This window comes from Microvenator marinus, assembly GCF_007993755.1.
GTDB lineage: Bacteria > Myxococcota_A > Bradymonadia > Bradymonadales > Bradymonadaceae > Allomicrovenator > Allomicrovenator marinus.
On record NZ_CP042467.1, the window covers coordinates 2356150 to 2379667 of the forward strand.

Annotated in this window: 18 protein-coding genes; 10 read left to right on the top strand and 8 right to left on the bottom strand. The window is 57.8% G+C overall.

Annotated elements, in window-relative coordinates:
* Positions 1–18: 18 nt before the first annotated feature.
* The 6 genes from FRD01_RS09830 to FRD01_RS09855 are packed head-to-tail and all read right to left on the bottom strand — an operon-like array spanning position 19 to position 7977.
* Positions 19–1488: an AAA family ATPase gene (locus tag FRD01_RS09830; protein ID WP_146959219.1), complete on the bottom strand. Its 1470-nt coding sequence runs from the start codon at positions 1486–1488 to the stop codon at positions 19–21.
* A gap of 18 nt (positions 1489–1506) precedes the next feature.
* Positions 1507–2976 carry a hypothetical protein gene (locus tag FRD01_RS09835; RefSeq protein WP_146959220.1) on the bottom strand — a complete coding sequence of 490 codons (1470 nt, stop codon included), beginning with the start codon at positions 2974–2976 and terminating at the stop codon, positions 1507–1509.
* Positions 2967–4196 (bottom strand): hypothetical protein, encoded by a 1230-nt coding sequence (locus FRD01_RS09840; RefSeq protein WP_146959221.1) that lies wholly within the window; start codon positions 4194–4196, stop codon positions 2967–2969. Before FRD01_RS09840 ends, FRD01_RS09835 begins: the two co-directional genes overlap by 10 nt.
* Before the next feature lie 9 nt (positions 4197–4205).
* Positions 4206–4736: an oligoribonuclease gene (orn, locus tag FRD01_RS09845; protein ID WP_146959222.1), complete on the bottom strand. Its 531-nt coding sequence runs from the start codon at positions 4734–4736 to the stop codon at positions 4206–4208.
* 51 nt (positions 4737–4787) lie between these two features.
* Complete coding sequence (locus FRD01_RS09850) at positions 4788–6293, bottom strand: transglutaminase domain-containing protein (RefSeq protein WP_146959223.1); 1506 nt, start codon at positions 6291–6293, stop codon at positions 4788–4790.
* 10 nt (positions 6294–6303) lie between these two features.
* Complete coding sequence (locus tag FRD01_RS09855; protein ID WP_146959224.1) at positions 6304–7977, bottom strand: M64 family metallopeptidase; 1674 nt, start codon at positions 7975–7977, stop codon at positions 6304–6306.
* A gap of 89 nt (positions 7978–8066) precedes the next feature.
* Between FRD01_RS09855 and FRD01_RS09860 the strand changes: the two genes are divergently transcribed.
* The 10 genes from FRD01_RS09860 to nadD are packed head-to-tail and all read left to right on the top strand — an operon-like array spanning position 8067 to position 21132.
* Entirely contained in the window at positions 8067–9140 is a 1074-nt protein-coding gene (locus FRD01_RS09860) for a hypothetical protein (protein ID WP_146959225.1), read from the top strand.
* Position 9141: 1 nt separating this feature from the next.
* Positions 9142–9744: a sugar transferase gene (locus tag FRD01_RS09865; RefSeq protein WP_146959226.1), complete on the top strand. Its 603-nt coding sequence runs from the start codon at positions 9142–9144 to the stop codon at positions 9742–9744.
* On the top strand, positions 9741–10448 hold the full coding sequence (locus FRD01_RS09870) for an NAD(P)H-binding protein (protein WP_146959227.1): 708 nt from the start codon (positions 9741–9743) through the stop codon (positions 10446–10448). The genes FRD01_RS09865 and FRD01_RS09870 overlap by 4 nt, the downstream gene beginning before the upstream one ends.
* Positions 10445–11272: a serine/threonine-protein kinase gene (locus tag FRD01_RS09875; RefSeq protein WP_146959228.1), complete on the top strand. Its 828-nt coding sequence runs from the start codon at positions 10445–10447 to the stop codon at positions 11270–11272. Before FRD01_RS09870 ends, FRD01_RS09875 begins: the two co-directional genes overlap by 4 nt.
* A 59-nt stretch (positions 11273–11331) precedes the next feature.
* Positions 11332–12606: a hypothetical protein gene (locus FRD01_RS09880; RefSeq protein ID WP_146959229.1), complete on the top strand. Its 1275-nt coding sequence runs from the start codon at positions 11332–11334 to the stop codon at positions 12604–12606.
* Entirely contained in the window at positions 12603–16655 is a 4053-nt protein-coding gene (locus FRD01_RS09885; protein WP_146959230.1) for a hypothetical protein, read from the top strand. Before FRD01_RS09880 ends, FRD01_RS09885 begins: the two co-directional genes overlap by 4 nt.
* Positions 16652–17434 (top strand): mechanosensitive ion channel family protein, encoded by a 783-nt coding sequence (locus tag FRD01_RS09890; RefSeq protein WP_146959231.1) that lies wholly within the window; start codon positions 16652–16654, stop codon positions 17432–17434. Before FRD01_RS09885 ends, FRD01_RS09890 begins: the two co-directional genes overlap by 4 nt.
* The gene (locus FRD01_RS09895) at positions 17431–19911 is read left to right on the top strand and encodes a cation:proton antiporter (RefSeq protein ID WP_146959232.1); all 2481 of its coding nucleotides are present in this window, start codon (positions 17431–17433) and stop codon (positions 19909–19911) included. Before FRD01_RS09890 ends, FRD01_RS09895 begins: the two co-directional genes overlap by 4 nt.
* Positions 19908–20504 carry a bifunctional nicotinamidase/pyrazinamidase gene (gene pncA, locus FRD01_RS09900; protein ID WP_146959233.1) on the top strand — a complete coding sequence of 199 codons (597 nt, stop codon included), beginning with the start codon at positions 19908–19910 and terminating at the stop codon, positions 20502–20504. Before FRD01_RS09895 ends, pncA begins: the two co-directional genes overlap by 4 nt.
* Positions 20482–21132: a nicotinate (nicotinamide) nucleotide adenylyltransferase gene (gene nadD, locus FRD01_RS09905; RefSeq protein ID WP_249756148.1), complete on the top strand. Its 651-nt coding sequence runs from the start codon at positions 20482–20484 to the stop codon at positions 21130–21132. The genes pncA and nadD overlap by 23 nt, the downstream gene beginning before the upstream one ends.
* On the opposite strand, the gene FRD01_RS09910 is transcribed toward nadD, so the two are convergent.
* Both FRD01_RS09910 and trpS read right to left on the bottom strand, forming a co-directional pair.
* Complete coding sequence (locus tag FRD01_RS09910) at positions 21120–22508, bottom strand: M28 family peptidase (RefSeq protein WP_146959235.1); 1389 nt, start codon at positions 22506–22508, stop codon at positions 21120–21122. The genes nadD and FRD01_RS09910 overlap by 13 nt on opposite strands.
* Positions 22505–23488 carry a tryptophan--tRNA ligase gene (gene trpS, locus FRD01_RS09915; protein WP_146959236.1) on the bottom strand — a complete coding sequence of 328 codons (984 nt, stop codon included), beginning with the start codon at positions 23486–23488 and terminating at the stop codon, positions 22505–22507. Before trpS ends, FRD01_RS09910 begins: the two co-directional genes overlap by 4 nt.
* Between the last annotated feature and the right edge of the window lie 30 nt (positions 23489–23518).

A 23518-nucleotide genomic window follows, 5' to 3' on the forward strand; every position in this document is an offset into this window, starting at 1 on the left:
AGGTTTCTTGGGTTGTTCTTAGAAGAAGTCGAGGACTTTGCGACGGCGCGACGCGCGGCGTGCGCGACCTTCGGCCCACTGCCTCAACTCCTTGATATTTTCTTCATAGGTTCTGTAGAGCGGAACTGTTTCTTTGGCAGCATATTCCAAATCTTCTAGCGTCAAATCTCGCCCGTTGGCAAAGGCGGAATACATGCCTGCCACGATTACCTGCTCAAGCTCGGCACCTGAGAAATACTCAGTCCGTTGGGCCAACGCCTCCAATATCTGGTCGGGGAAAAATCGCCCGCGCCGAGTCAGGTGAATGCGCAAAATATCCATGCGCTCGTGAATCTCGGGCAGGTCCACGAAGAAAATCTCGTCGAAGCGGCCTTTGCGCATCAGCTCTGGCGGAAGTGCCTCAACCTGGTTGGCGGTAGCGACCAAAAACACCGGAGATTTCTTCTCCTGTTGCCAGGTCAGAAGGGTTCCGAGCACGCGCGCCGTGCCGCCGTCCTTGGTGTCCATGAAGCCTTTTTCGATCTCATCGAGCCAGAGCACGCATGGCGCGATGGCGTCGCAGGTTTGGAGCGCAAAACGCAGTGCTTCTTCAGGAGTTTGGCGGCCCTCAAAGATGGCGCCGAGGTCCATTCGCAAAAGCGGAAGGCCCCAATGGCGCGCAATGACCTTAGATGTGAGCGACTTTCCACAGCCCTGAACACCGATGAGCAGGAGCCCGCGCGGATGCGGCAGGCCGAACGCGCGCGCATCGTCTCCGAACGCGCGTTGACGCTCGGTCAGCCACGCCTTGAGCTCGTCTAAACCACCCACGTCAGCGAGCCCGACGTCCAGCGGGAAGAACTCCAGAACGTCGCTATTGGCCACGAGCTGCTGCTTTTCGCGAAGAATAGATTTTTCGATATCAAAAGGCTGGTTGCGCGCCACAGCCTCTTGGATTTGGAGTTTGACACGATGAAATGCTCGGTGAGCCTCGCGCACGGTCAGGCCGCTGGCGCCCCTAACCAAGACCTCGGTGGTCTCAGCATCGATGACCCCAGAAAACACGGTTTTACACTCTTCCAGGAGAACATCTCGGCCGGGTAAGGGCAGAGAGAGGCGAGTGATATCTTTGGAAAGCTCGGGAATCTCGATGCGCTCTGGCCCAAGAAAGACGATGGTTTTCCCAAACGCGGCGCACGCGGCTTCCATCTCGCGAAGCCGCCGGCGCGCACGTGGCTCCTTCAAAAGTGGCGCAGCGTCCTTGAGCACGAAGATTTGCGAGAGCTGCGCGCTTTCGATCACCCCGAGTGCCTGCATGATATCGCCGGAGCTCGCCTGCCCATCAAATCCCGTCATCGCGCTCCATTCGCGCACTTCGCGCCCATCTGCGAGGTCTCGTAAAAGGCTCAAGGCACGTTCTTCCTCAAAGGTTGTGAGGTGGATAAACGCGTACGGGCTCTTCAGGAGGGACCGAAGTTCGCGGACAAATTTGGAGTGGTTTTCGGACATCAGGAGCCTTAAAAAACGCTAATCAAAGACCAATTGTAGCAGCACATCGTTCGGGCGCACGGAAACATTTTGCACGCGGATCGCCTCCGTGCTTACCAGGGGCAGCGGAAACACAAACGCGTTTTCCAGCGCGATGACCAGAAGTCGACGGGCCCAATTTTCGGTTTGTTCGTTCAACACCACGTCGGTCCAGATGGACGAGACTTCGGCGGACTCCACCTCGAGCGATTCTACACTAAGCCGGACCACGCCACTCGTATTGTTTTGCGGCCTGAGCCGAACTTTGGCCTTGGAGCGCAGCTGAAAGACCTGAACTTTGGCGCCATTGAACGAAGAATAGGCTTCGATGGTGAAGTCTTGCCACTGAATCTCAACGAGGCCCGAAACAGCATCAAGGCTCAAAGTCGGCAGCCCGCCTGGTCGCGAGGCCAAGGTCGAGACCTCGCCAAATTCCAAATCCTGGAGGCCGATTTCTTCGAGCAGAAGAATCTCGGTGGGTAGCGCGTTGGGATCGGATTGCAGGGTGAGTTCGCGGTCGAGACCCCGGCAGAGAAACCCGCTCAGAATGAGGCCGTTCGCCACCTCTTGGAGTACAGATTGCGAAAGCGCGAGCGTGAAGTCAGCCGAAGATGCCTCGAGCGCCGAGATATCACCGGCGGGCACTGAAGGTAGCGTTGGCGCACTTAGCGGCGGCACGCAACGTGCCCGAGTGGCTTCGAGACCCAGCTCAAAATCAATGGAGAGCCCACCATCTCCGAGCGTCACACCATTGAGGTCACCCCTTAGATCCGCGCTGAAAACACCGCGGCGCCCATCGAATGGAGAGAGCCGAGCAATGCGCTGCGGGCCTTCCAAGACGCCCATCAAATCAAGCGGTGAGAGGTTTAGGTTCTGCGTGGCCGAAGCGATGAATCCAGCCTCGACGTTTGACTTGATCGCGTCCTCAAGCGTGATGGATTCGAGAGGCGTATCGAGCTGAATTGAACACGGTACAACTTCGCGAACCTCAGCGGGTTCCTGGTCGATCTCGACATTGCCGGTCAGCCCCAAGAGCGGGCGAGGGATGGACTCGACGAGCCCGACTTGGGCGTTCAGGTCGAGGCGAGACGTGGCGTAGCTAAACCTGCAGATTTCGATTTCGACTCCACGTTGGATTCTGACGGGGACCAAGACCTGAAGGGCCTGAAACCGATTCCTCAGGATTGCAGGGTCAGACGCGAGTGTTCGAGACGTGACTTCCGCAAGGCCTTTAACGGGACCAACGCTCAGCTCACCGCCGTCAAACGCGTAGGCCTCAGACGCAAACTCAAGGCTAAATCCCTCGGAGTACGCGAGGTCATACATGTTGGACACACCACGATTTGAGACGCGTGCCTTGACCGTATCGGGACGCCTGACACTTAGGCTCTCGCCCGAAGAAACTGAGGCCTCGTCGCATCCAAGAATCACGGCCCCGAGCCCGGCGAGCAGCAGCAGTTTCAACGCCATTGCGCCTCCCAGAGCGGCTTAATGCCTGCTTCCGAGCTGACGAATCGCGCCGACCCAACCACCTGGTTTTCGCCAGCGAAGAGCATTTGAGCCCACCATCCCACGGGGCCATCCGTGGCTATGGTACTTAGAGTCCATTCTGAACCGGCCTCAGTGGCGAGGCGCAGGCGCGCTCGGGTACCGTCCAGGTAGGCGATGGAAGGCTGATTCCCAGGGGAGAACGCAAGTGAAGGGAAGAGGCCGACCACGCTCTTTGACTCCCGAGCAAGTCCGTCGATCTCGAGGCCAGGGTCCACAATTTCAGCCGCAAAACCTCCCTCGGTGAGGACCGCAAATTTAAGCGCCGCGAGGCCTTCGTCATGGTAGGCAATACCGATTTCGCCAGCTGACGAGCGCGCCATGGAAATATGAGCCCCGATGCGGCCGTCTTGCCCCGACGCGCCGCCCTTATCCACGATATCGATGGTCCATGTGGTTTCGCCGAGTCTTGCGAACCTGAGGTCCCCGCAATCGCGGTCTAGATACGCAACGAGCACGCTCGTAGCACCCGCCACCACTGATGGAGCGGCCCCAACGCCACGCGCCAGTGGGCCCGGAGGCGGAGTGCAAGCTCTGAGCGTTGAGTCATGGGAGCGGTCATCCACCGTCTCCAGGGTCCATGTCCCATCGGGCGTTGAGATATCGTCGCGCCAAACCCTTTTTAGAGTGCGGTCATCATCTTGAAAGAGTACGTGGAGGCGGCCAGACGCGAGCGCAATGTCGAACTCTTGAGAGCCTTCGTAGCTGCCTCTCACGGATTCAAAGCGCCAAGTCCGTTCGCTAAAGCGCCGTGTCGCCAGGACGAATTGGTTTTGGGGGTCCAGCCAGACCGCAGCAATTCTCGACTCGTTTGCGTCTATTCTGAGCCGGGTTCGGCGAGTTGAGGTAGCTAGAATCTGGGTGTCGTGCCCGTCTTCGAAGAGCTCGCCCACAAGGATTTGGCCTTCATCTGCGGCACCAAAGAACACGCGACCGTCCGACTCGACGAGCTGCGCTGAGCTCCCCGGCAATTCGCCTTCAAACTTGCCGACGATCGCGGGGACACATTCTACCGTCTCGGGATCGCAAACCTCTCCCATCCCGCAGGCGGGCGAGCAGACTGCGTTCGTGTTGTCGAAACATGCGCTCGACAAGGCGATGAGCAGTGAAACGATTGCGAATTGTGGAGCGTGGTTGTTCAAGGCCGTTCACTATTTGAAGACTTGCTCCCGATAATAGCGCAGCTCCTCGATCGATTCACGAATATCGTCCAAGGCACGGTGCGAGGCGCCCTTCCCGGGTGATTTGACGGTCGGGTACCAACGGCGCGTGAGTTCCTTGATCGAAGAAACGTCTACAATTCGGTAGTGCAGGTAGGCGTCGAGCTCACGCATGTAGGCGCCGATGAAGCGCCGGTCTTGCCAGATGCTATTACCGCAAAGAGGAGCCTCACGCGGCCCAACCCACTTCTTGATGAATTCGAGCGTCTCGAGCTCGGCTTCACGCGTATCGATTTTGGACGACCTCACCTTTGCCGTTAGTCCTGATGCGCCGTGGTGTTGCACGCACCAGTCGTCCATCTTTTGGAGCTCGTCTTCAGGTTGATGAATGACGATATTGGGGCCTTCGGCCAAGACGTTGAGTTCACCGTCGGTGACGATCGTAGCAATCTCAAGAATGACGTGATCTTCCACGTCGAGCCCAGTCATTTCGAGGTCCATCCAGACCAGGTTTCCAGCCATTAATTGTGCTCCGTTTTGGGGCGTTGAAGTTGAGCGGGTATACACCATGGCTCAACGTGCGACTACCTCGACTTGGCCCACATACGGCAAGGTGACGCCCTCGCCTGCAAAGACCTTGATATGCCACGTGCCAGACGCAGGAACCTTGCACGAGATTCGGGTACGGCTGGTGCGCTTTCCTTTGACGATGCAGTCGTAGGATTTGCCGCCGCCTTTGGGCTCAATATTGGCCAGAATGGAGAGCTTTTTGGCGTTGCCCAGGATCACCTCAAACGTGTCGGAAACGTCCACCGAGGACTGGGAGCGCGTGGGCGAAATCAAAGACAGACCTTTGGCGTAGAAGGCGGGCGAAATCATGGGTCGGCGCATCCATTCCCCGCGTGAGATGGGCTCGGGAACGAGTTGCCACTCGGGGTTATCGGGGAAATGCGAGACGTTGAAATACTGGGGAGGAGTGAAGAGGTAGTCGGTCCTGTAGACTTTCTTAAACTGCCCGTTTTCGTAGTAGCCGGCGTTCCAAGTCACATCCACAAGGTACCAGGCGCCCTCAATTTTGACGGCATTCCACGCGTGCCCGACGCCTTGGACTTCGCCGTTGATATCGCGCGAAACGCCCACCACGTAGACGATTTCATCGCCCGTGTACGAGCCGAGCTGCGCGAATAGTTTGGAGTAACCAGCGCAGACGGAGGCCCGGGTTTCAAAGGCGGCTTCGGCCGTCTGGCCGCGGTCTTTGGCATTCAGGTCGTAGCGGACGCGGTCGGCCACCCAATCGTGCAAGGCTTTGACACGCATGTAGGGGTCGGTTTCTCGCTCGGCAATATAGCGCGCCACCGCCTCAGGGCTTGTCTCGGCGCTAGCCGGCATATTTGCGACCACGGGATGCAGCTCGGCTGCCTGCGGCCAAATCGCGGTTTCTTTGTAGACAGGTTTGGTGGGCTCTGGTGGATCAGGCCCGTCTGGAGTCGGGGTCGGAGTTGGAACCGGGACCTTTACCTTGACCTTAACCTCGTTTGGGTTTGGGCCGGGCTCCGGATCCACATCAGGGTTCGGGGTGTCTTCACTGGTCTCGTAGGGGTTGTCACGCGTGGCGTTATGGACCCACTCCAGCGCATCCGCGACGCCAAAAACTACGCCGCGTGTCTGCGCTATCGCGTTCTCTGAAAGGTGGCCGCTGGCATGGTCTAAGAACCAATCACCACGGGTCGAAAGGGCCGAGAACGATTGTTTTGGGAAGCTCCCAACCAGCACCACCAAGGCCAAGATATTGATGAAGAGAGTGCGGAAGATTAGCCTGTCAAAGACGCCAAACCACGCCGTTTTGACCTTCTTTCCGGCAGCTTCGCGTTCGACTTGTTTTCGATTGAATCGCCGGGTTGCCCAGGCCTCCCAGATGAGCGGAAGACCCGGAAAGAGCAGCGCACCTGACAGAATAGCCACCCAGAGTGGACCGTTCAGGAACACGGCGAGCGAGCTTGCGAGCCATACCGCGAGGAGCGGCGTGAGGATGACTGCCGCCCACCAAATGGCGTGAAAAATATGGCCGATAACTTTCATGAATTCCTATCTACTGCCGCCTAACCTGCCACTCTAAACGCCGGCTAAGCCGTGGATCTTCCACGCGCGTATTTCCTGAGGTTTCCACCACTTCGGCAGCTACCACTGCCTGACCGGAGATATCACCGGCGTTGAGCTCAAAGCTTGGCCCTTGGCCAACGGGCTCGTCGTTGACAAACCAATTCGCGGTCCAGGGGCCTTCCTCGTGAAGTGGGGCATGGAAGACGATGGAGCTGCCGTTTTCTTCGACCAGAGGCTCCTCGTTGGCAGTGATATCCACAACTGAGTAGAGGCGGCGCGTCATTTGCTCCATGCAGACCGGACAAAAATCGCCCTTTTCGTCTGTGTTCATCTTGCATTCATAGGACGGGCGGTAGAGGAAGTCGCAGTTGTAGGCGCCTTCGTAGGCCCCGACTGGGTGAGCAATTTTCTCTGAATCCGGCGTAGGGATGGGCGTGCTTGGACCTACCCACTGGCTCCATTTCACCTCGCCGTCATCAAATGGAGCGATATTGACCGGTAGAGGCACGCGCGGCTCGTTAAAGAGGCAAGGGTCGCCCTGGACCATGTACTCGTCGCCGAGCACGCCAAAACTATGGCCGAGCTCGTGAACAGCCACATCAGGGAAGACGCTACGATCACCGCCGTAGGTGGTAAGAACCGAGATGTAGAGGCCCGCAAAGCCTGATGGGCGGCGGGTATTGGAGATGAGCACGATCTCGTCAAACTGAGCCTGAGAGGCCACATCATAGATTCGGGCGATTTCGAGCGGCATGGCCACACGGTCGGAGGCGCCGAAGTCTAGATTCAGGCGGTCCGCCAAGGCCGTCACCACAAAAGTGGTCCCAAAAACGGTGTCTCGGAGCTCGGTTCTGCAGCCCGCGTCAAGGAAAGGGTTTCCGGTACAATCGTAGCCTGCACCACGGTCAACGCTCGGCGTGAAGACCGCATGGATATTGATGATTCCCTTGTGCGAAGCGAAGGGCTCGGTGCGCAAAATCGCGTCGGAAATCGCCTTTGAATCGAGCTCAAAATTCTCGCGCTCCTGGGTGCGATAGCCGTCTCCGAGGATCACGATATCGAGACTATCTTCAGGTGGACCGGTCTCATGGTAGGTGGTGATTTCAGTTGCGATCTGTGGCGGCTCCTCACGCTCCACCAGCTCAGCCACGCCGCCGCGAAAGACCTCTTGGAACTCGCCGTCTGCATCCGGAACTTCCAGAACGAGGTCCACTCCACCAGGAATGCCGATGGGCATGCGCACGGCGAATTCCACAAGCGCCGGGTACTGTTCGTACACAAAGGTAAAGGACTGGAAAGGCCCGAGCGAGAGGTTGGTCTGTTGGGCGATAACCGTGCTCAAAAACTCCACCAGTTGGAACATGGTGTTGATCTGATCAGCCCATAGAATCTGGTTCTCCGCGTCTCGAATCGACACACGTGAGATCCAGAACGTGTCTCCGCTGAATTCGGTATCCCAGTCCATGTAAACGGGCGAGTCGAGCACGCGTGAGACTGTTGCCGAGTAGACGTCGCCGCGAGCAACGGCCCCCTCGAAGATCACCACGCGGGCACTTCGGTCCTCTACGTATTCGGGACTCGAGACTAACTCAAGATTACCGGGTGCATCTTCGGCACATGAGAACGCTACAAGTGCGATAAAAAGGGCAAAAACGAACTTCATAAAACCTCGGGTCGAGTCGCCGGCGAATGCTAGCCTAAAGCAAACGCTGAGGGTAGTCTTAGGGGAAATCCAGTGATAGTCTCGGCGCCATGAGAGCGTATCTACTAGTCATACTCTGCTTTTTCTCGGGCTGTTCCCTCTTTGAGGACGTGGACCAGATCACCTACTTTCCGGGCAATGCCGAGGCCGATATGGACCTGGGCATGCCGGATACGCCTGTGGATATGCCCGACTCGTCAGATATGCCCGATCAAGATGCCCCGGATTCGCCAAATGATGCGGATATGCCGGTTTTGGAGGGCTGCAATCTGGATGGATGCCCAACGCTCGCCGAGGCCTGCAATATTGAAACGGGCGAGTGCGAAGCATGTGTAGAGGGCGATGGCAACCTCATCTGCCGAAATAATACCGTCTGTGTTGCCGGCGAGTGCGTGTGCCCGGAAGGCTCGAACCTCTGCAACGGCATCTGCGTGGCGCAGTCTGCCCAGAGCTGCGGCGAGTCCTGCGAAGTCTGCCCGGGCGTTCTGAATGGCACGCCGACCTGCGAGAACAATCGCTGCAGCGCGGATTGCGAAGACGACCTCGTGCTCTCCGGCACCACCTGCGTGGAAGGTGGCGGTACATGCGGTGTTGCGGCACCTCTCGATGGGCGTTGCGATCTAGTAGTTCAGGAAGGTTGCAACGCCGCATTTGAGCTATGCAGCGCGTTTCCTACCGGTGGCTCGGACTGCCAGAGCCAGGCAGATTGTGAAATCGGCGAACTCTGTGCGGTCTTGCCTCCCCAACCTCAGACACGTTGTGTGAGCTTCACGAGCGCGTGTGCGAGTGCGGTGACCGTCATTGACCGTTGCTCCACCGCGGCGGATTGCACCGGCGGAAAGTCGTGCATGGGCGGATTCTGCGGACCATGCACTCAAGACACGGATTGTGAGGCGGAACAAAGCTGCCTCGGCGGCGTGTGCCGAGGAGTCTACAACGCCACCCTTCAAGAGGGCGAAAGCTGCGCGGCCACCGAGGAGCGCTGTGCCCCCGGTTTGATTTGCCTCGCCAACGTCTGCAAGAAGCTCTGTGTCTCTTCAAACGGTGCCGGCTGCGAAGCCGAACAATTCTGCCGCCCGCTCCAAGAGGCAGGTTCTGTGGGTGTTTGCGAGAGTTCATGTTGAGATGAGACTCTATCCACTGGCAAAACGAAGTCTGGATATCTGTGTGGCATCAGGAGCGATTGTGGCCACGTTGCCACTCACCCTTCCGGCGTCAGTCGCGATTTTGAGCACCATGGGCCGGCCGATTTTTTTTGAACAGGAGCGCCCGGGACTTGGTGGAAAGCCCTTCAAGCTCAAGAAATTTCGCACGATGCGCCACCTTCGGCCGGGTGAGGATATGCTCGCCACGGATGCCGACCGAATCACAAAGGTCGGTCAGTTTTTGAGGTCGACGAGCATCGACGAGCTCCCGACTTTGCTCAACGTTCTCACGGGCGATATGAGCCTTGTGGGGCCTCGTCCACTGCTTATGCGCTACTTGTCGCGCTACTCGCCTGAACAGGCGCGGCGCCACGAGGTCAAACCTGGCGTGACCGGCTGGGCGCAGGTTAACGGCAGAAACACGTTGAGTTGGGAGGAGAAGTTCAAACACGATGTGTGGTACGTGGACCACGCGAGCTTGGCTTTGGACCTCAAGATTCTGGCGATGACGGCACTTAAGGTGGTCCAACGCGACGGAATCAGTGCAGAGGGAGCCGCCACTATGCCGGAGTTTATGGGATGAAAGCGTTTGTTGCAGGTGCCACGGGGTATACAGGCCAAGAGGTTGTGAAGGCGTTGGTTGCGGCTGGCGTTGAAGTCGTGGCGCATATCAGACCTGATTCTACCAAGCTCGCCGAATGGACCGAGAAATTCAGGTCGTGGGGGGCCAAAGCCGATTCCACGCCGTGGGTCGAAGACGAGATCCAGAAGGCCATTAGCGTGCATAAGCCAGACCTTGTTTTTGGATTGATCGGCACAACGCGTGCCAGAAAGAAGACGTCTACCGATCCCGAGAACGAGACGTACATGAGCGTGGACTACGGCTTAACGGCCATGCTTCTGCGCGCGGCCGAAGCCCAGAACCCGGCGCCTGGCTTCGTCTATCTTTCGTCTTACGGTGTTGGACCCGGCTCGCCGTCCGCGTACATTCAGGCTCGGCATAAGCTCGAAGAGGAGTTGCGGGCGAGCGCGCTTGATTTTCTTATCATCAGGCCTGCGGTGATTACTGGGGACCGCGATGAGTCGCGGCTTGGCGAAGAAATCGCCGGCGTGCTGGGCGACGTCATGCTCAAGGGCCTCAAAGCCGTGGGAGCCCGCAAAATTCACGACAAGTACGCCTCCCTGGACGCCCAAACGCTGGGCCGTGGCATGGTCGCGTGTGCTCTGGAATCCGAGCTCGGGCGCCGCGATGTGGACGCCGCGGAGATCCGCGAGAAGGGGCAATGAATATGCTCGGGCGTTTTGTGGAGGACCGGTTTGAGCTCACCGGCATTGTGGGCGAAGGCGGAATGTCGGTGGTCTATGCAGCTCGGGACCGTGTGTCCGGCCGTAAGGTCGCGGTCAAAGTTCTCAAACAGGTCACGGCGGACCCCTCGATGCGTGAGCGATTCCTGCGCGAGGCTGAGAGTCAGGGCGCGATCGACAGTCCGCGAGTCGCCCAGATCTACCATTTTGGCCGTGATATGGAGCTCAACCTGCTCTTTATCGTGATGGAGTTTTGCGAGGGCGAGATTCTCTACCAGACTCTGGAGCGCGGGCCTTTGGCTTTGAGAGATGGGCTTGACGTAGCCATTCAAGTTGGCGAAGGGCTTATGGCTGCTCATGCGGTTGGCGTGATTCACCGGGACATCAAACCCGCGAATATTCTAGTGGGCCGTTTCAGGGATGAACTTCGCGTTAAACTTCTGGATTTTGGTTATGTGCGAGTGCAGGAGAGCTCGAAGCACCTCACTCAAGATGGGTTTGTGGGCGGCACACTCTCGTATATCTCGCCGGAGGAGCTGGAGCTTTCGCCGCTCGACACGCGGCTGGATATCTATTCGGCGGGATGTGTGTTTTTTGAGATGTTTGAGGGGCGTCCTCCCTTTGTGGCAAAGACTCCGCAGGCGGTAGCCGTCAAGCATCTAGCGGAGCCACCGCCTCGCCTTAGCCAGGGGCCTGAAGAACTGGTGGATCTGGTGCATTGGATGATGCAAAAGTCGCCGGATAGCCGGCCTCAAACCATGGCTGAAGTCGTTGAGTATCTCAGTGCAACCCGAGCTCTGTCCTAGGTAGATATGGACTTGCCCGTTTACTTGTGTTTACCCAACTCCTCGGTGATACTCCCGCCGTGAAACGTCTGATCACCATCGGAGCGCTATTATTCGCTCCTTCAACGGCGTTTGCGGCACCGCAAGAGCAGCTCTTCGCCGCAAATTTGCTGGTTATCATCATCCTTGGGATAAGCCTCGCCGTGGTGTTGGGCCGAGTCTTGAAGAGTCGTGGATGGCCGAGTGGATTGGAGTTTTTGGCGCTCGGCTATCTGGTCGGGCCTGTTCTAAATCTGGTCCACGAAGACCAACTCGAGCTCAGACATGTTGCGGAAGTGGTGGAAGTTGGGGCTGCCGGAGCCTCTTTCCTAGGCGTCATCCTCTCGATCCTCTGCGCCGCGCTGGGTCTCATCGTCGCATTCTCGCTGGACTTCAGATGGTTTCGCGATTGGGAGTTGGAAGCCAGCGCCGAGGCCGTCCCGATTTTGATCAGTGTACCGGTGGTTTTAAGCGGCGTGCTCTGGTGGGTCTACACCATGGACTTCCTGAGTGTGGAAGTTTTGGCTCTTCTCGTTGGAGCCGCGGCAGTTCTTGTGGCGGTGGACCTCAGACCCGCCCATATTTTCCTCACGCATTTCAACGTCTGGGGTGAAAACCGTCTCTTTGGTTTGCGTCTCGGAACTACACTGCAGGCGGCGGCGATCATCGCAGCCGGCGTGGCGTTTGCTATCCTTCAGAATCATCACGCGGGAAAGCCCGGCCTTCAAGCCGTGGTTTTGCTCGGTATCCAGGCGCTGATCGCGGCGGGCGTAGGACTGGTTGCTCGCTCCGTGTCCCCACTCAGAGCGCGGCCCGCCTGGACCTTGAGTGTATCCATTTGCGCGGCGCTCTTCATCGGGACTTTTGCCCCGGCCATGAGTGCATCCGCGCTGCTCATGGGCATGGTCGCAGGTCTTGTATGGGTTCAGTTTGACCGAGACCTATCCACCATTCACCGAGACATCGAGCCGGTTTTACACGCGTCCATCTTCGTCATCGCGGGGCTTGTATGGTCGAGCAATCCGGAGCCCTGGGTCTTCGCAGTGGTCCTCGGCTGGCTATTGATTCGCTGGGTGGTTTTCAGGTTTTACCAAAATGTGTTCCGCCGAAAAAAGCGGCCCGTTTACGGGCTCCTTTGGCCCGCCGGCGTGCTGGGCATCGCCATCGTGCTCGAACTGCGCCTTGCCTATCCTCCCTATGAAGCCGAGTGGTCTACCGGCCTTTTGCTCGCGATCGTGGTGTCTGAGCTGATTTCAAGACGATTGTTCCGCTACGCGATGATCGACCAGGGCACGTTCCAACGGGGTGGCACATGAAGTTTGCGCCATCGTTCGAGAACACGACCACCCAATTGATAGTGGGCACCCTTGGGCTGGTGGGAATCATGGCGCTATCGGTGTCCATGCAGTCTCCGTCATGGCCGCTGACGCTCGGACTCGCGGCGATTTCGACCATCATTCTGGCGCGATTCCTCGCGATTCTCGGCATCCCGATGCTGCTGAGCGGGTTCCTCGCGAGCGCCTTCTGGGTGGCACTCGACTTCCCGACGCCCGATATCTGGGCCGTGTTTACACCGCTCGCAATGTCGTTCTTCGGCCTTGTGATCGGAACGCGACTCGACCTCGAGCATATCAAGAAACAAGGGCCAGGGTTGGCGCTAATGAGCGTAGTCCTCGGTCTCGCGATTGTGGCCAGCGTTGGCCTTAGCTACGTGGTCTTGGACCACACTTTCCGGCTCGGAATCGAGGCATTCTCGCCGGAACATCGCCTTCTCTACGCGGTAGGCTTTGGCTATCTGGCCCTTTTCGGGGCCCCCGTGATCACGTTGGCCGTGTGCCAACAACGCGGAATCTGGGGAAATCTGGCGCAGGCCACCCTGCTAGTCAGCGCCCTCTTGCCGATTTTCGGAGCCTTGCTCTACCCCTTTTTCGCCGCATGGGCCTTTGAGATTCTGGAGATTCAAACGTCCGTTACAGGCTCATGGACCGTACTCTGGCGAACCCTCGGTCTCGGTCTGGTTCTGGCCGCTCTTGCACGGCTGCTCGGCAAGATGGGCGAACGCGCCCAGGCCCCGGCCCTCGCGGCGCTATTCGCGCTCGGCTCGTGGTTCGCGGTACAATACGACGCGATTGGGTTCCTCGCCTTCATTCCCGCTGGAATCGTGCTCAAACACCTTCCGCGCACCGAACTTGCCGCACATATTCAGGAATGGACCACACCGAGCACATTGCTCTTCTTCCTGGTGCTGGGCCTCTCCATGGGGCTTGTAATCGACGAGTCGACCCTGGTCATCGCGCTAGCGCTCACGGTCGGGCGTGCTGCCGGAATCAGCCTTATCGTGGGGCGTATCGCGGCCTATATCCCCAGGTTCTCGCAAGCTGAGGTTCGCCGCACACTATACTCCACGGGTACTTTGGCGGTCTTTTTCGCCACGGATCTGTCTCACGCTGCGCCTTTCTTCGTTCCAGTCGCCAACATCACGGCATGGGTCGTGCTCGCCTCGGCATTCTTTGGGGCGGTGACACTTGATGCCGCCCTGATGCGCACCGGCGAGGACACGCAACAGGTCGAGGAAGACGAGAAGCTCGAGGAGCTCATCCCAATCGAAGCGGTTGAGCGGGGCTGGTGGCTCGATTCACGCGGATTTAGAGACCGTTGGCTCTCAGGCCGCGTGCGCGAGTTGCGCAACGTCATGCTTGAAGCCCACAAGCCTATCTTCGAGGCCGTTCAGACCGAGTACACGGTCGTCATCAAGAGCGTTGATGAGCTCGAGGAGCGGGTCGCAAAGCTTAGCGCCCTTCTCGAAGAAGACCTCAGCGATTCCGAGCGAACGCTTCGAATCAACAAGATTATCCAGAACTTCCGACAGATGGACCTCGACGCGAGCGCCAAAGCGAGCATTGAGCCGACGATTTTGAGGCGCCTCGACGAGGCTTTAGCCGCGGCGGAATCGGAGAACCGAAGCCTGAAGGTCGAGCTAGAAGACGCGTTCTATCAGGCCCCTCTAAACGCCTCTTTTTCTCACCGCGCATTGGTCATGCTGCGCAAGATCCGCCGAATGGTTGTGGGCGATACGGTACGCAACGTGCCGCTTGGGCGCATCTGGCACTATGAGATTCGACTCGGGATGCCAAACACCCTCAAGTTCCCGATTCTTCGAACCACACGGCGTATCGCGACCACATGGCAGCATATCGCGGAGTTGACTCGCGACGCGTCCTCATTGCTCGTGGATATCCAGACGTATTGGGAGCAAGAGGCCAACGACGAGGTCTTGGAAAGTCTCAAAGTCCGCTCCAGAGAGGTGCTCGCCGACCTCGACCTGACTCGTGAGATGCTCGAAAAGAGCTCTGACCAGAACATTCGTGAGTGCGCGACGCGTGGAAGCGAGAATTTCGACCGATTCCTCTTCGCGGTAGCCCGTGCAGGGACGCTAGAATGGCCGGCGTTTCGATTCCGCCTCTCGGCCAGATTTGACCAAGCTGCCCGTCAGCTTTCGTCCACGGAGCGCCAGATCACGCGCAACGTTTCTTTGCGAGACGCGAGCATTGGCCAGACCATGCTCTGGCTCACTCGGCTCAGGTTTGATGAGTGGTATCTCGACTTTTTGACTCAAGTGGGACAGTCGGTTCAGCGGAATCTCCAACCGAATATCTATCTCGATAAACTCAAGCAATACAGCGACGCTGACGGCTCTTCGCTCGATTCCCTGCTCCAAAACACAGCCGACGTGTTGAGGGTGCGTTCGGCAAGGTTCGCGGAGAATGATGTGACGGCGGATGTGCTCAGGAGACTTGAGCGCCGCGTGGCTGGTCTTCCTAAGGAATTGCGGGTCCTTGGGCCTCAGCGCCAGCCGCAGGTTGTGGCCGTGCGAGACGCGGTTCAGAACGAGATTCTGCGCGAAGTCGCGCTCGTTCTGCTCGAAGGAAACGAGCTCGCCGAGCAGCTCCTGAGGCGCACTCACGCGAAGATTACCGAGTTAAGGCAGGATATCGCGACCAACGCGAATGAAGAGAGTCGCAGCGCTGCGCTGAATGCGCTTGTGGACAAGCACCGAGCCGAGAGTGAGGAGCTTGTCGTCGGCCTTAAGAAACGGCTGCGCGAGCGTTGTGTGGGTCTTGTTGAGCGCGTTGTGAAGCGCCCGACATTCTGGCGGCGTGCCGACCCCACGACTCAACGTGCCCGTGCGCTTTATGAAAAGTTTCGCGACTATACCCGGCCCGCCGTGCGCCGCCTTCTGGTTCAGTTTGAGTCGCGCCTAAATGTGCCCGACGCCGCCGAATCACGCGTTCATATCCACGATTGGAACCAACACTTCCACGAGCGGATGAACGCCCTACCCGCGATGTACCGACGCCTCTTTGACACCAACGTAGTAGATATCGCGGACTTCTACGTGGAGCGCCCCTCGCAGGAAAATCAGCTACTGATGGCGCTCCAAGAGCCCGACCTCTCGATCCTTGTGCACGGCAATCAAGGCGTTGGGAAGACGAGCCTGGTGCACCACGTTTTGGACCGGTCTGAGCTTGGCAACCTGAGGCGCGTTTCGCAGATACGACTCGTTCGCGGCATGAGCGACCAGGAAATTCTGCAAGAACTCGCGCAAGCGCTGAAGCTCACCGAGGGCAAAGACGTGGAGCGCGAAGTCTCCAAAATCACTGACCGTCCGATCGTGATTTTGGAGAATGCTGATGAGTTCTTCTGGCGCACCCTGAACGGGTTCCGGCGTTTCTCGAGGCTTCTCGATTTTATCTCGCGCACAAGCCCGCGTATCTCGTGGATTGTGGTCATGCGCACACCCACCGTGGTGATGTTGGATACCTGCCTCGGGCTCAAGGACTACTTCTCACATGTCTTGGAGATTCCGGATTTCTCGGCCGAGGGCCTGCGCGAACTAATTATGAAGCGCCACCGAGCCAGTGGTTACGCGGTGGACTTCGGCGAAGAGCGTTTTTGGAATAGATGGTTCGGAAAGACGCCAAAGGACGTGGTCTTTGAGGACCTCTGGTCGCAATCAAACGGCAACCCTTTGCTCGGCCAGCTGCTCTGGCTGAGCGCGCTTGAGCGCAAGAACGAGCGAACCCTTTCCATCGAGCATATCAAGGCGCAGCCTCGCCATATGACCCGCTCATGTCAGGTGGACCAACAACATATTCTGGCGGCTTTGATACGGCATCGCTCGATGAGTGTTGAGGAGCTGCACCAGGTCTTGAGGATTTCGAGGTCGGCGATTCAACGTGAGCTCAATCACCTGATGCGCCTGGGTCTGGTGCGCCTGCACCTGGATCTGGCCGACCGATTTGAGGTCTCTTCGCTCTTCTCGATGACGCTCGAACATGAACTACGTGAGGAGAACGTTCTATGATTGCTCTTCTCTGGTCAGAATGGATCGGACATTGGCCCACCGCGTGGTTTGCGTGGCTGGTTCTGCTTTGCGCGACCTTGTTTGAGATCGCGTATGTTCGTGTTGGCCACACTGCCCCTCACCTCTGCCGCCACCGCTACACGGTCGCGCTAAGAACGGTTTTGCTTGTCGCCGCGAGTTTGATGCCGCTTGTTCTGCTTGGCCATATTCTCGAGGCCAAGTCCTTCGGACTCATTCTCCTAGGCTCTATGCTCTTGGTCTTTGGGTTTTCTACCTGGCTCAAGGATATTTTGCTCACGGTGGTCATCGCGTTTGACCAGCGCCTGCGCGCTTCGGACGACCCGCACGACGCGGGCACACTCAGAATAGGTCCACACGAAGGCGTTGTGGAAGGATTTAGGCTCGGGCGAATCGTACTTCGTGATCCCAACGGCGCGCTCTACGCCATCCCATCGCGGCTCTGGTTCGAGCATACCGTCTCGGTGCCCGGCGAGGGTTTTGGAGACGCGGTGTGTGAGGTGATTTTTGAGATCGAGAATCCGGGAGATTTGGAATTCATGCGCGAGACCCTACGTTTCCTCTCGATGACCAGTATTTACGCCTCTCCGAGGCACCGTCCAGACGTCTATTGGCTCGGATCCGAAGGCGCTACACATCGTTTCCGAGTGTCGACCTTTGCGTCGAGATCTCAGCTCAAGGACCACTTCGTCGCCGATATCCAAGAGAGATTTCGGGCGTGGAAACTTGAGCTCGAACAAGAAAAAACGGAGATCTCATGATGTCCTTGATTGCTGCCCTGCCAACCGAACTGCCGGTCACAGACCCAGTCTTGATCTTCGCGATCGTGATGCTGATTCTGCTGATCGCGCCGATCCTGATCAAACTTCTGCGGGTGCCCGCGCTTATCGGCCTGATCGCAGCTGGAACCGTCTTTGGGCCCAATGTGCTCGGCGTGCTCGACCGCGACCCCACCATCGTTCTCTTGGGAACGGTGGGCCTGCTATACATCATGTTCCTCGCGGGTCTGGAGGTAGACCTCAACGAGTTCGCGAAAGCCAAGGTGGCATCTGGATTTTACGGCATCTTGACCTTCGCCATACCGCAGGCCGGCGGCCTCGGAATCGGACTCTTGCTTGGCTATAGCTTGCCGGCGTCTATCCTCCTGGGCTCCATTCTGGCCTCTCATACGCCTATCCCCTACCCGGTCGCGAGCCGGCTAAAAATCCACAAGACACCGAGCGCCACCATGACCATGGGTGGCACCATCATCACGAACTTCCTGGGCCTCCTCGTGCTCGCCGTAATCGCAGGGTCCGCGGGCGGTGAGATCAACCAAGAGTTCTGGATCAATCTTCTGGTGCCCCTGACCATCTACGGCCTGGTTGTCTTCTTTGGACTTCCGAGGCTCGGCCGATGGTTCTTCTCAAAGGTCGACCCTGAGGCCACGGCCGAATACGTCTTCGTGATGGCCGCCCTCTTCGTGTGTTCTTACGGCGCTGTGGTCGCGGGAGTTGAAGCCATCATCGGGGCTTTCCTTGCGGGCCTCCTGCTCAACCGTCTGATCCCCGAATCCTCCACGTTGATGAACCGCGTCAACTTCGTGGGTAACGCGCTCTTCATCCCATTCTTCCTGCTCTCGGTAGGAATGCTCGTGGACCCCATGGTTCTGATTTCCTCTTGGAAAGCAGGCCTCTTGATGACACTCGCGCTCATCGTCACCAAAGTCATCGGCGCAGTGCTCGCCAAACTCACGTTCAAGTTTTCGTTCGATGAATTCATGGTCGTAGCAGGGCTTAGTATCCCGCAGGCGGCAGCAACACTCGCTGCTGTGATGATCGGTTACGAAATGGGCCTCTACGACGAAGTGGCCCTGAACGGGGTCATCATGATGATTTTGGTCTCGTGTAGCCTCGGCGTGTTCATGGTGGAGAAGTACGGCAAGAACGTAGCCGAAGCCCTGAAGGACGAGGCGCCCAAAGACGACTCAACCCCGCACCGCATCATGCTTCCGCTTCTCAACGAAGAGTCCGAAATGACGCTCGAATTGGCCTTCGCCCTTCGCGGATCGAGCGGCGAGGAGGCTCTTTATCCGGTGACAGTCGTACCGGATTCGGAGGATGAAGAGTCGAGCGACGAGGTTGCGAGAGCGGAGAAACTCCTCCAACAAGCTGTGACCTACATGGCAGGCGCGGATATTCAGGCAATTCCGCTCACACGCGTTGCGGCCAATGTGCCTTCCGGCATCAAGCGTGCCGCAATCGAAAGGCGTATTTCTGACGTGATCATGCCTTGGGATGGAAAGCTCTCGGAGGGCAGAATCTTCGGGCGAACCATCGACGTACTCTTAAGCGAGCTCAAGCCTCAGCTCCTGATCGCCAATGTTCAACACCCGATTAACACCACACAACGCCTGGTGGTTGTGGTTGCCGAGGGCGCCGAACAGTCGGTTGGGTTCGAGCGTAGCGTCAAGGACTTGAAGCAGCTCGCAAGCCAGCTCGGGGCGATGATTACGGTGATTTCCACCCATGCCCAGCTCGACACGCTCGAAAGCACGTTCCAAAGCACGGGCGCAAGCGTTGCGGTCTCATGTGTAGGCTTCGATTCCTTCGACCTGATGCTCGCTGCAGCGGGTGAGCGTGCGGATGAAAATGACCTCACGATTTTTGTGCTCCCGCGACCGAATAACCCGACGTGGCGGCCTGAGCTTGCGGCCCTGCCGCGTAGAATTAGCGATTTGATGACCGGTTCCTACGTGTTCATCTTTCCGTCCGAAGTTGTACAGACCAAGCAAGAGTCGGCTCAAGTCGCCGAGGTTCTGGCCAAGGTACGCCTGCATCTCGGCCTGCAGGAGCCGTCCATCGAGCTCGTCATCCGAAATATCCTGGATGCCGAATTCCACCTCGACCACGAGCTGCCTCGCCGAATCGCCAAGATTTTGGGCGAGAACGGACAGTTTACGAATGTGGGCGAACAAGGAGTCGTGATCTCCGCTCAGAATGCGGACTTCCCATGCGATGTTCATATTATCGCCACCTCGGATGTGCCGGTCCAACTTTCCCCTCGCGACAACACAGACACGCGTTTTGTAGGGCTGGTGCTCTCGTGCAAGGCTCGAACACAGCGCGAGCATCAGGAAAGAATCCAAGAGACCATCGCAGCCATCTCACATCTTCAAAGCGTACCCGGAATTCTCAAGGTCTATAGCCCGAAAGAATTCGTGCGCCGCGGTGGTGAAAAGAAAGAGAGTGAGTCATGAAAGCCCTTATTCTAGTGGACATTCAGTACGATTTTATCCCCGGTGGCGCGCTCGCCGTGACCGATGGGGACAAGGTTGTGAGCGTGGCAAATGAGTGGATGCCCAAATTCGAGCATGTCATCGCCACCCAGGACTGGCATCCCGCGGGTCATCAGAGTTTCGCATCCGAGCACGCCGGGAAAAACCCGGGCGATTTAGTCGACCTGCACGGCCTGCCGCAGATTTTGTGGCCCGACCATTGTGTGCAGGGAAGTCACGGCGCGGAGTTCGTTGAAGAGCTTGAGTTCCCTCCAAACCTGGAAGTCTTTCAAAAAGGGACCAATCCAGAAATCGACTCGTACAGCGGATTCTGGGACAACGGCAGGCGCGCAAATACAGGACTTGGTGACTATCTCAAGAAGCTCGGTATCACTCAGGTCTGGGTGATGGGGCTCGCCACAGACTATTGCGTGAAGTTTACGGTTCTGGATGCCGTTTCGGAAGGGTTTGAGACCTTCGTGATCCGAGATGGATGCAGGGGCGTGAACCTCAGCGCAGGTGATGATCAGAAAGCTTTCGAGGAGATGGAGCGTGCCGGTGCCACCCTCGTCTAGTGCTCGCGAACGAGCTGACGCCATTTTGCCGCGGCTCGAAGGCACAAAAGAGATCGCCATCCTGGGCGGAAGCTTCAACCCACCACACGTAGGGCATGCCCTCTTGGCGCTTGCGATTTTGGCCACCCAGGATCCAGACGAGCTCTGGATTCTGCCCGTGGCGGACCACCCTTTTGGCAAGGACTCGGCTGCTTTTGAGCACCGAATCGCGATGTGCAAGCTCGCGTTTGGCCGACTTCCGCAGGTTCGAGTCTTGGAGCTCGAAGACGTGATGGACCGACCAAACTACACGGTAAAGACCCTGCGCATGATTCGCGAGCTTCGACCGAACTTGAACCTGAGCCTCATAATCGGGTCTGATATCCTCCCTGAGCTCGATCGTTGGAGTGAACCGTCTCAGCTACCCAATTTGGCCAGAATCATCGCTGTGCCTCGCCAGGGCGCTCCTGAGATGAAACCAGCCGTGGATATCCCCCTCCAAATCTACAAGGGATTTACCCTGCCCATGGTTTCTTCGAGCCAGATCGTGGCGTCATTGCGTAAGTCTGCGGACGTCGAGGGGCTTCTGGACCTGAGAGTCTTGGAGTACATCCGCTCGGCTGGGCTCTACAAACCTCAATCGGCCTGAGCACGAAGGTAGTGCTCGGCAAAGCCCGTCACCTGAAGCATCCCCGGGAAGTTCAGCTTTTCGGCTCGGTCGGTGTGTTGGTGATAATCCACCGTTCTGCCGGTGGTCAGGGATACCGCCTCAAATCCAAGCCTCAGGTAGGGCCAATGGTCGCTCGGGCTTGCCGCAGGCTGGTCACAGGCGATTTCAACCTTGGTGAATTTTCCCGATTTCTGAGCCTGCAGGCATTCCTCGGCGTTTCCGTGGAACCTAAGGCCAGATTCCCGAAGGCGCCCAACCATATCGAGATTGAGCAACTTGCCTTCCTTTCCGCGAGCCTTGAGCCAATGTGCGGTGCGGCGCGAACCGTAAAGCCCGAGCTCCTCGGCATCATGAAAGACCACGTAGACGTCACGATTCTGGATGGGGTCCTTACTCAGCCGGCGCGCGAGCTCAAGCACCACCGCAACCCCAGACGCGTTATCGTCTGCTCCGGTGTAATCCTTGCCGGCACGAGCCTGGGAAAGGCCGTCATAATGTGCGGCGAGCATCAACGTGGGGCCTCTGCCGCCCGGGATTTTCGCCACAATATTTTGGGATTCGGCAAAACTTCGCTCTATCTGGAGTGTCAGTCGGAGTTCCACACTCAACGGCGAGGGAGAATTCGAATCGGCCTCAGCCTGCATGGCCGCCAAGTCTGCGCCCATATCTGCGAAAACTTCCAATGCAACTCGCTCCGAAATCCTCAGCGCCGCTATCCCTTTGAGAGGTAGCTCAACGTTGGGGAGCGCGAGCTTGTCTTCACGCTCGTCCGCGCCATCTCCGTGCGCACGAGGGTCGTTGATAAAGACGATTCCTCTCGCGCCTTTTGCAAGGGCTACGGCTGCTTTGGACTCAAGCGACGCCAGATGTTCATCTCGAACACCGAGTTCTAGGCCCTTAGGAATTCCGGTAAACGCGAGCACAACTTTGCCGGCTGGATCGATGCCTTGGTACGAATCGTGCCCAAGGTGTGCCGCGCTGATTCCATACCCCACGAAGACTGCATCGCCGCTATATTCAAGATCATCGCTAAAACCGAGAACCTGGAATTCATGGTCAGGAGCCAGAGTCTTGGCCCCCATCTGAAATGTGGATTTCGCCTTCAGGTCAACCGGAACCTGGTGGCTGACGAACCAGCCATCATCTCCAGCCGGCTCGAGCCCGAGCTCATCGAGCCTCAACACGAGCCACTCGGCGGCGAGCGGGGCTCCGACGCCCGTGGCGCGCCCTTGCCATGCGGGTTGGGTGAGTGTGTTCACATGACGTTTCATGCGCGAGATGGAATCGGGATTGGCCTGAGCCGCAAGCGTGGCAAAGAAGATTCCGCCCAAGACCAAGACCGCGATTTGCCTCATGGTCTCCCGAGACCCGTGGCGCTTCGTACTCTCTCCATCACCTCTTCTACGACAGGACGCACACGTTTGGACCCGGCTTCCAAGACGTCTTCTAAGGTGTCGGGGTCGGCCATCAGGCGCTCGTAATTCTCGCGATAAGGCGTGAAGTACTCGTTCATCTTTTGGAACAACGCTTCCTTGGCGTGGCCGTAGCCGTAGTTGCCGCCGCGATAGTTCGCCTCCATTTCGGCAAGCTCGTCGGGCGTCGCAAAAAGCTTGTAGAGCGCAAAGGTCGCATCATTCGTGGGATCCTTTGGGTCCTCAAGGGATTTCGAATCCGTGATGATCTTCATACATTGCTTTCTGAGCGCTTTGGGTGGGGCGAGCGGCTCGATGATATTGTCGTAAGACTTGGACATCTTTTGGCCGTCGATGCCGGGAACCACCGCAACTTCTTTCTGAACGAGAGCCTGTGGGAGCTTCAAGTCAGCGCCAGGGAACGCGAGGTTAAGCTTGGTGGCCATATCTCGCGTCATCTCGAGGTGCTGAATCTGATCTTGGCCTACAGGAACCACGTCTGAATCGTAGATCAAGATATCGGCTGCCATGAGCACCGGGTACCCAAAGAGCCCGTGATTCGTCTCGTTGGACTCGCCGCGATCCTTTGCGGCCTTCCACGCGTGAGCACGCTCAAGCAAACCCATATGCGTCACACAACTTAGGATCCACGCGAGCTCTGTAACTTCAGGAATCGCCGATTGACGAAAGAACGCGGCTCGAGCTGGATCTAGCCCAAACGCGAGGAAATACGCGGTGATCATCTGGGTAGACCGCCGCATAGCTGCCGGGTCGCGCTCGGTGGTGAGCGCGTGATATTCCGCCACAAAATAGAAAGACTCGTAAGACTCCTGCAACTCAATCGCGGGCTTAATCATGCCCAGATAATTTCCAAGGTGCGGGATTCCCGTGGATTTGATTCCTGAAAGACTGCGCTTAACCATCACCACTCCAAACAATGACCTCGTGGTTCT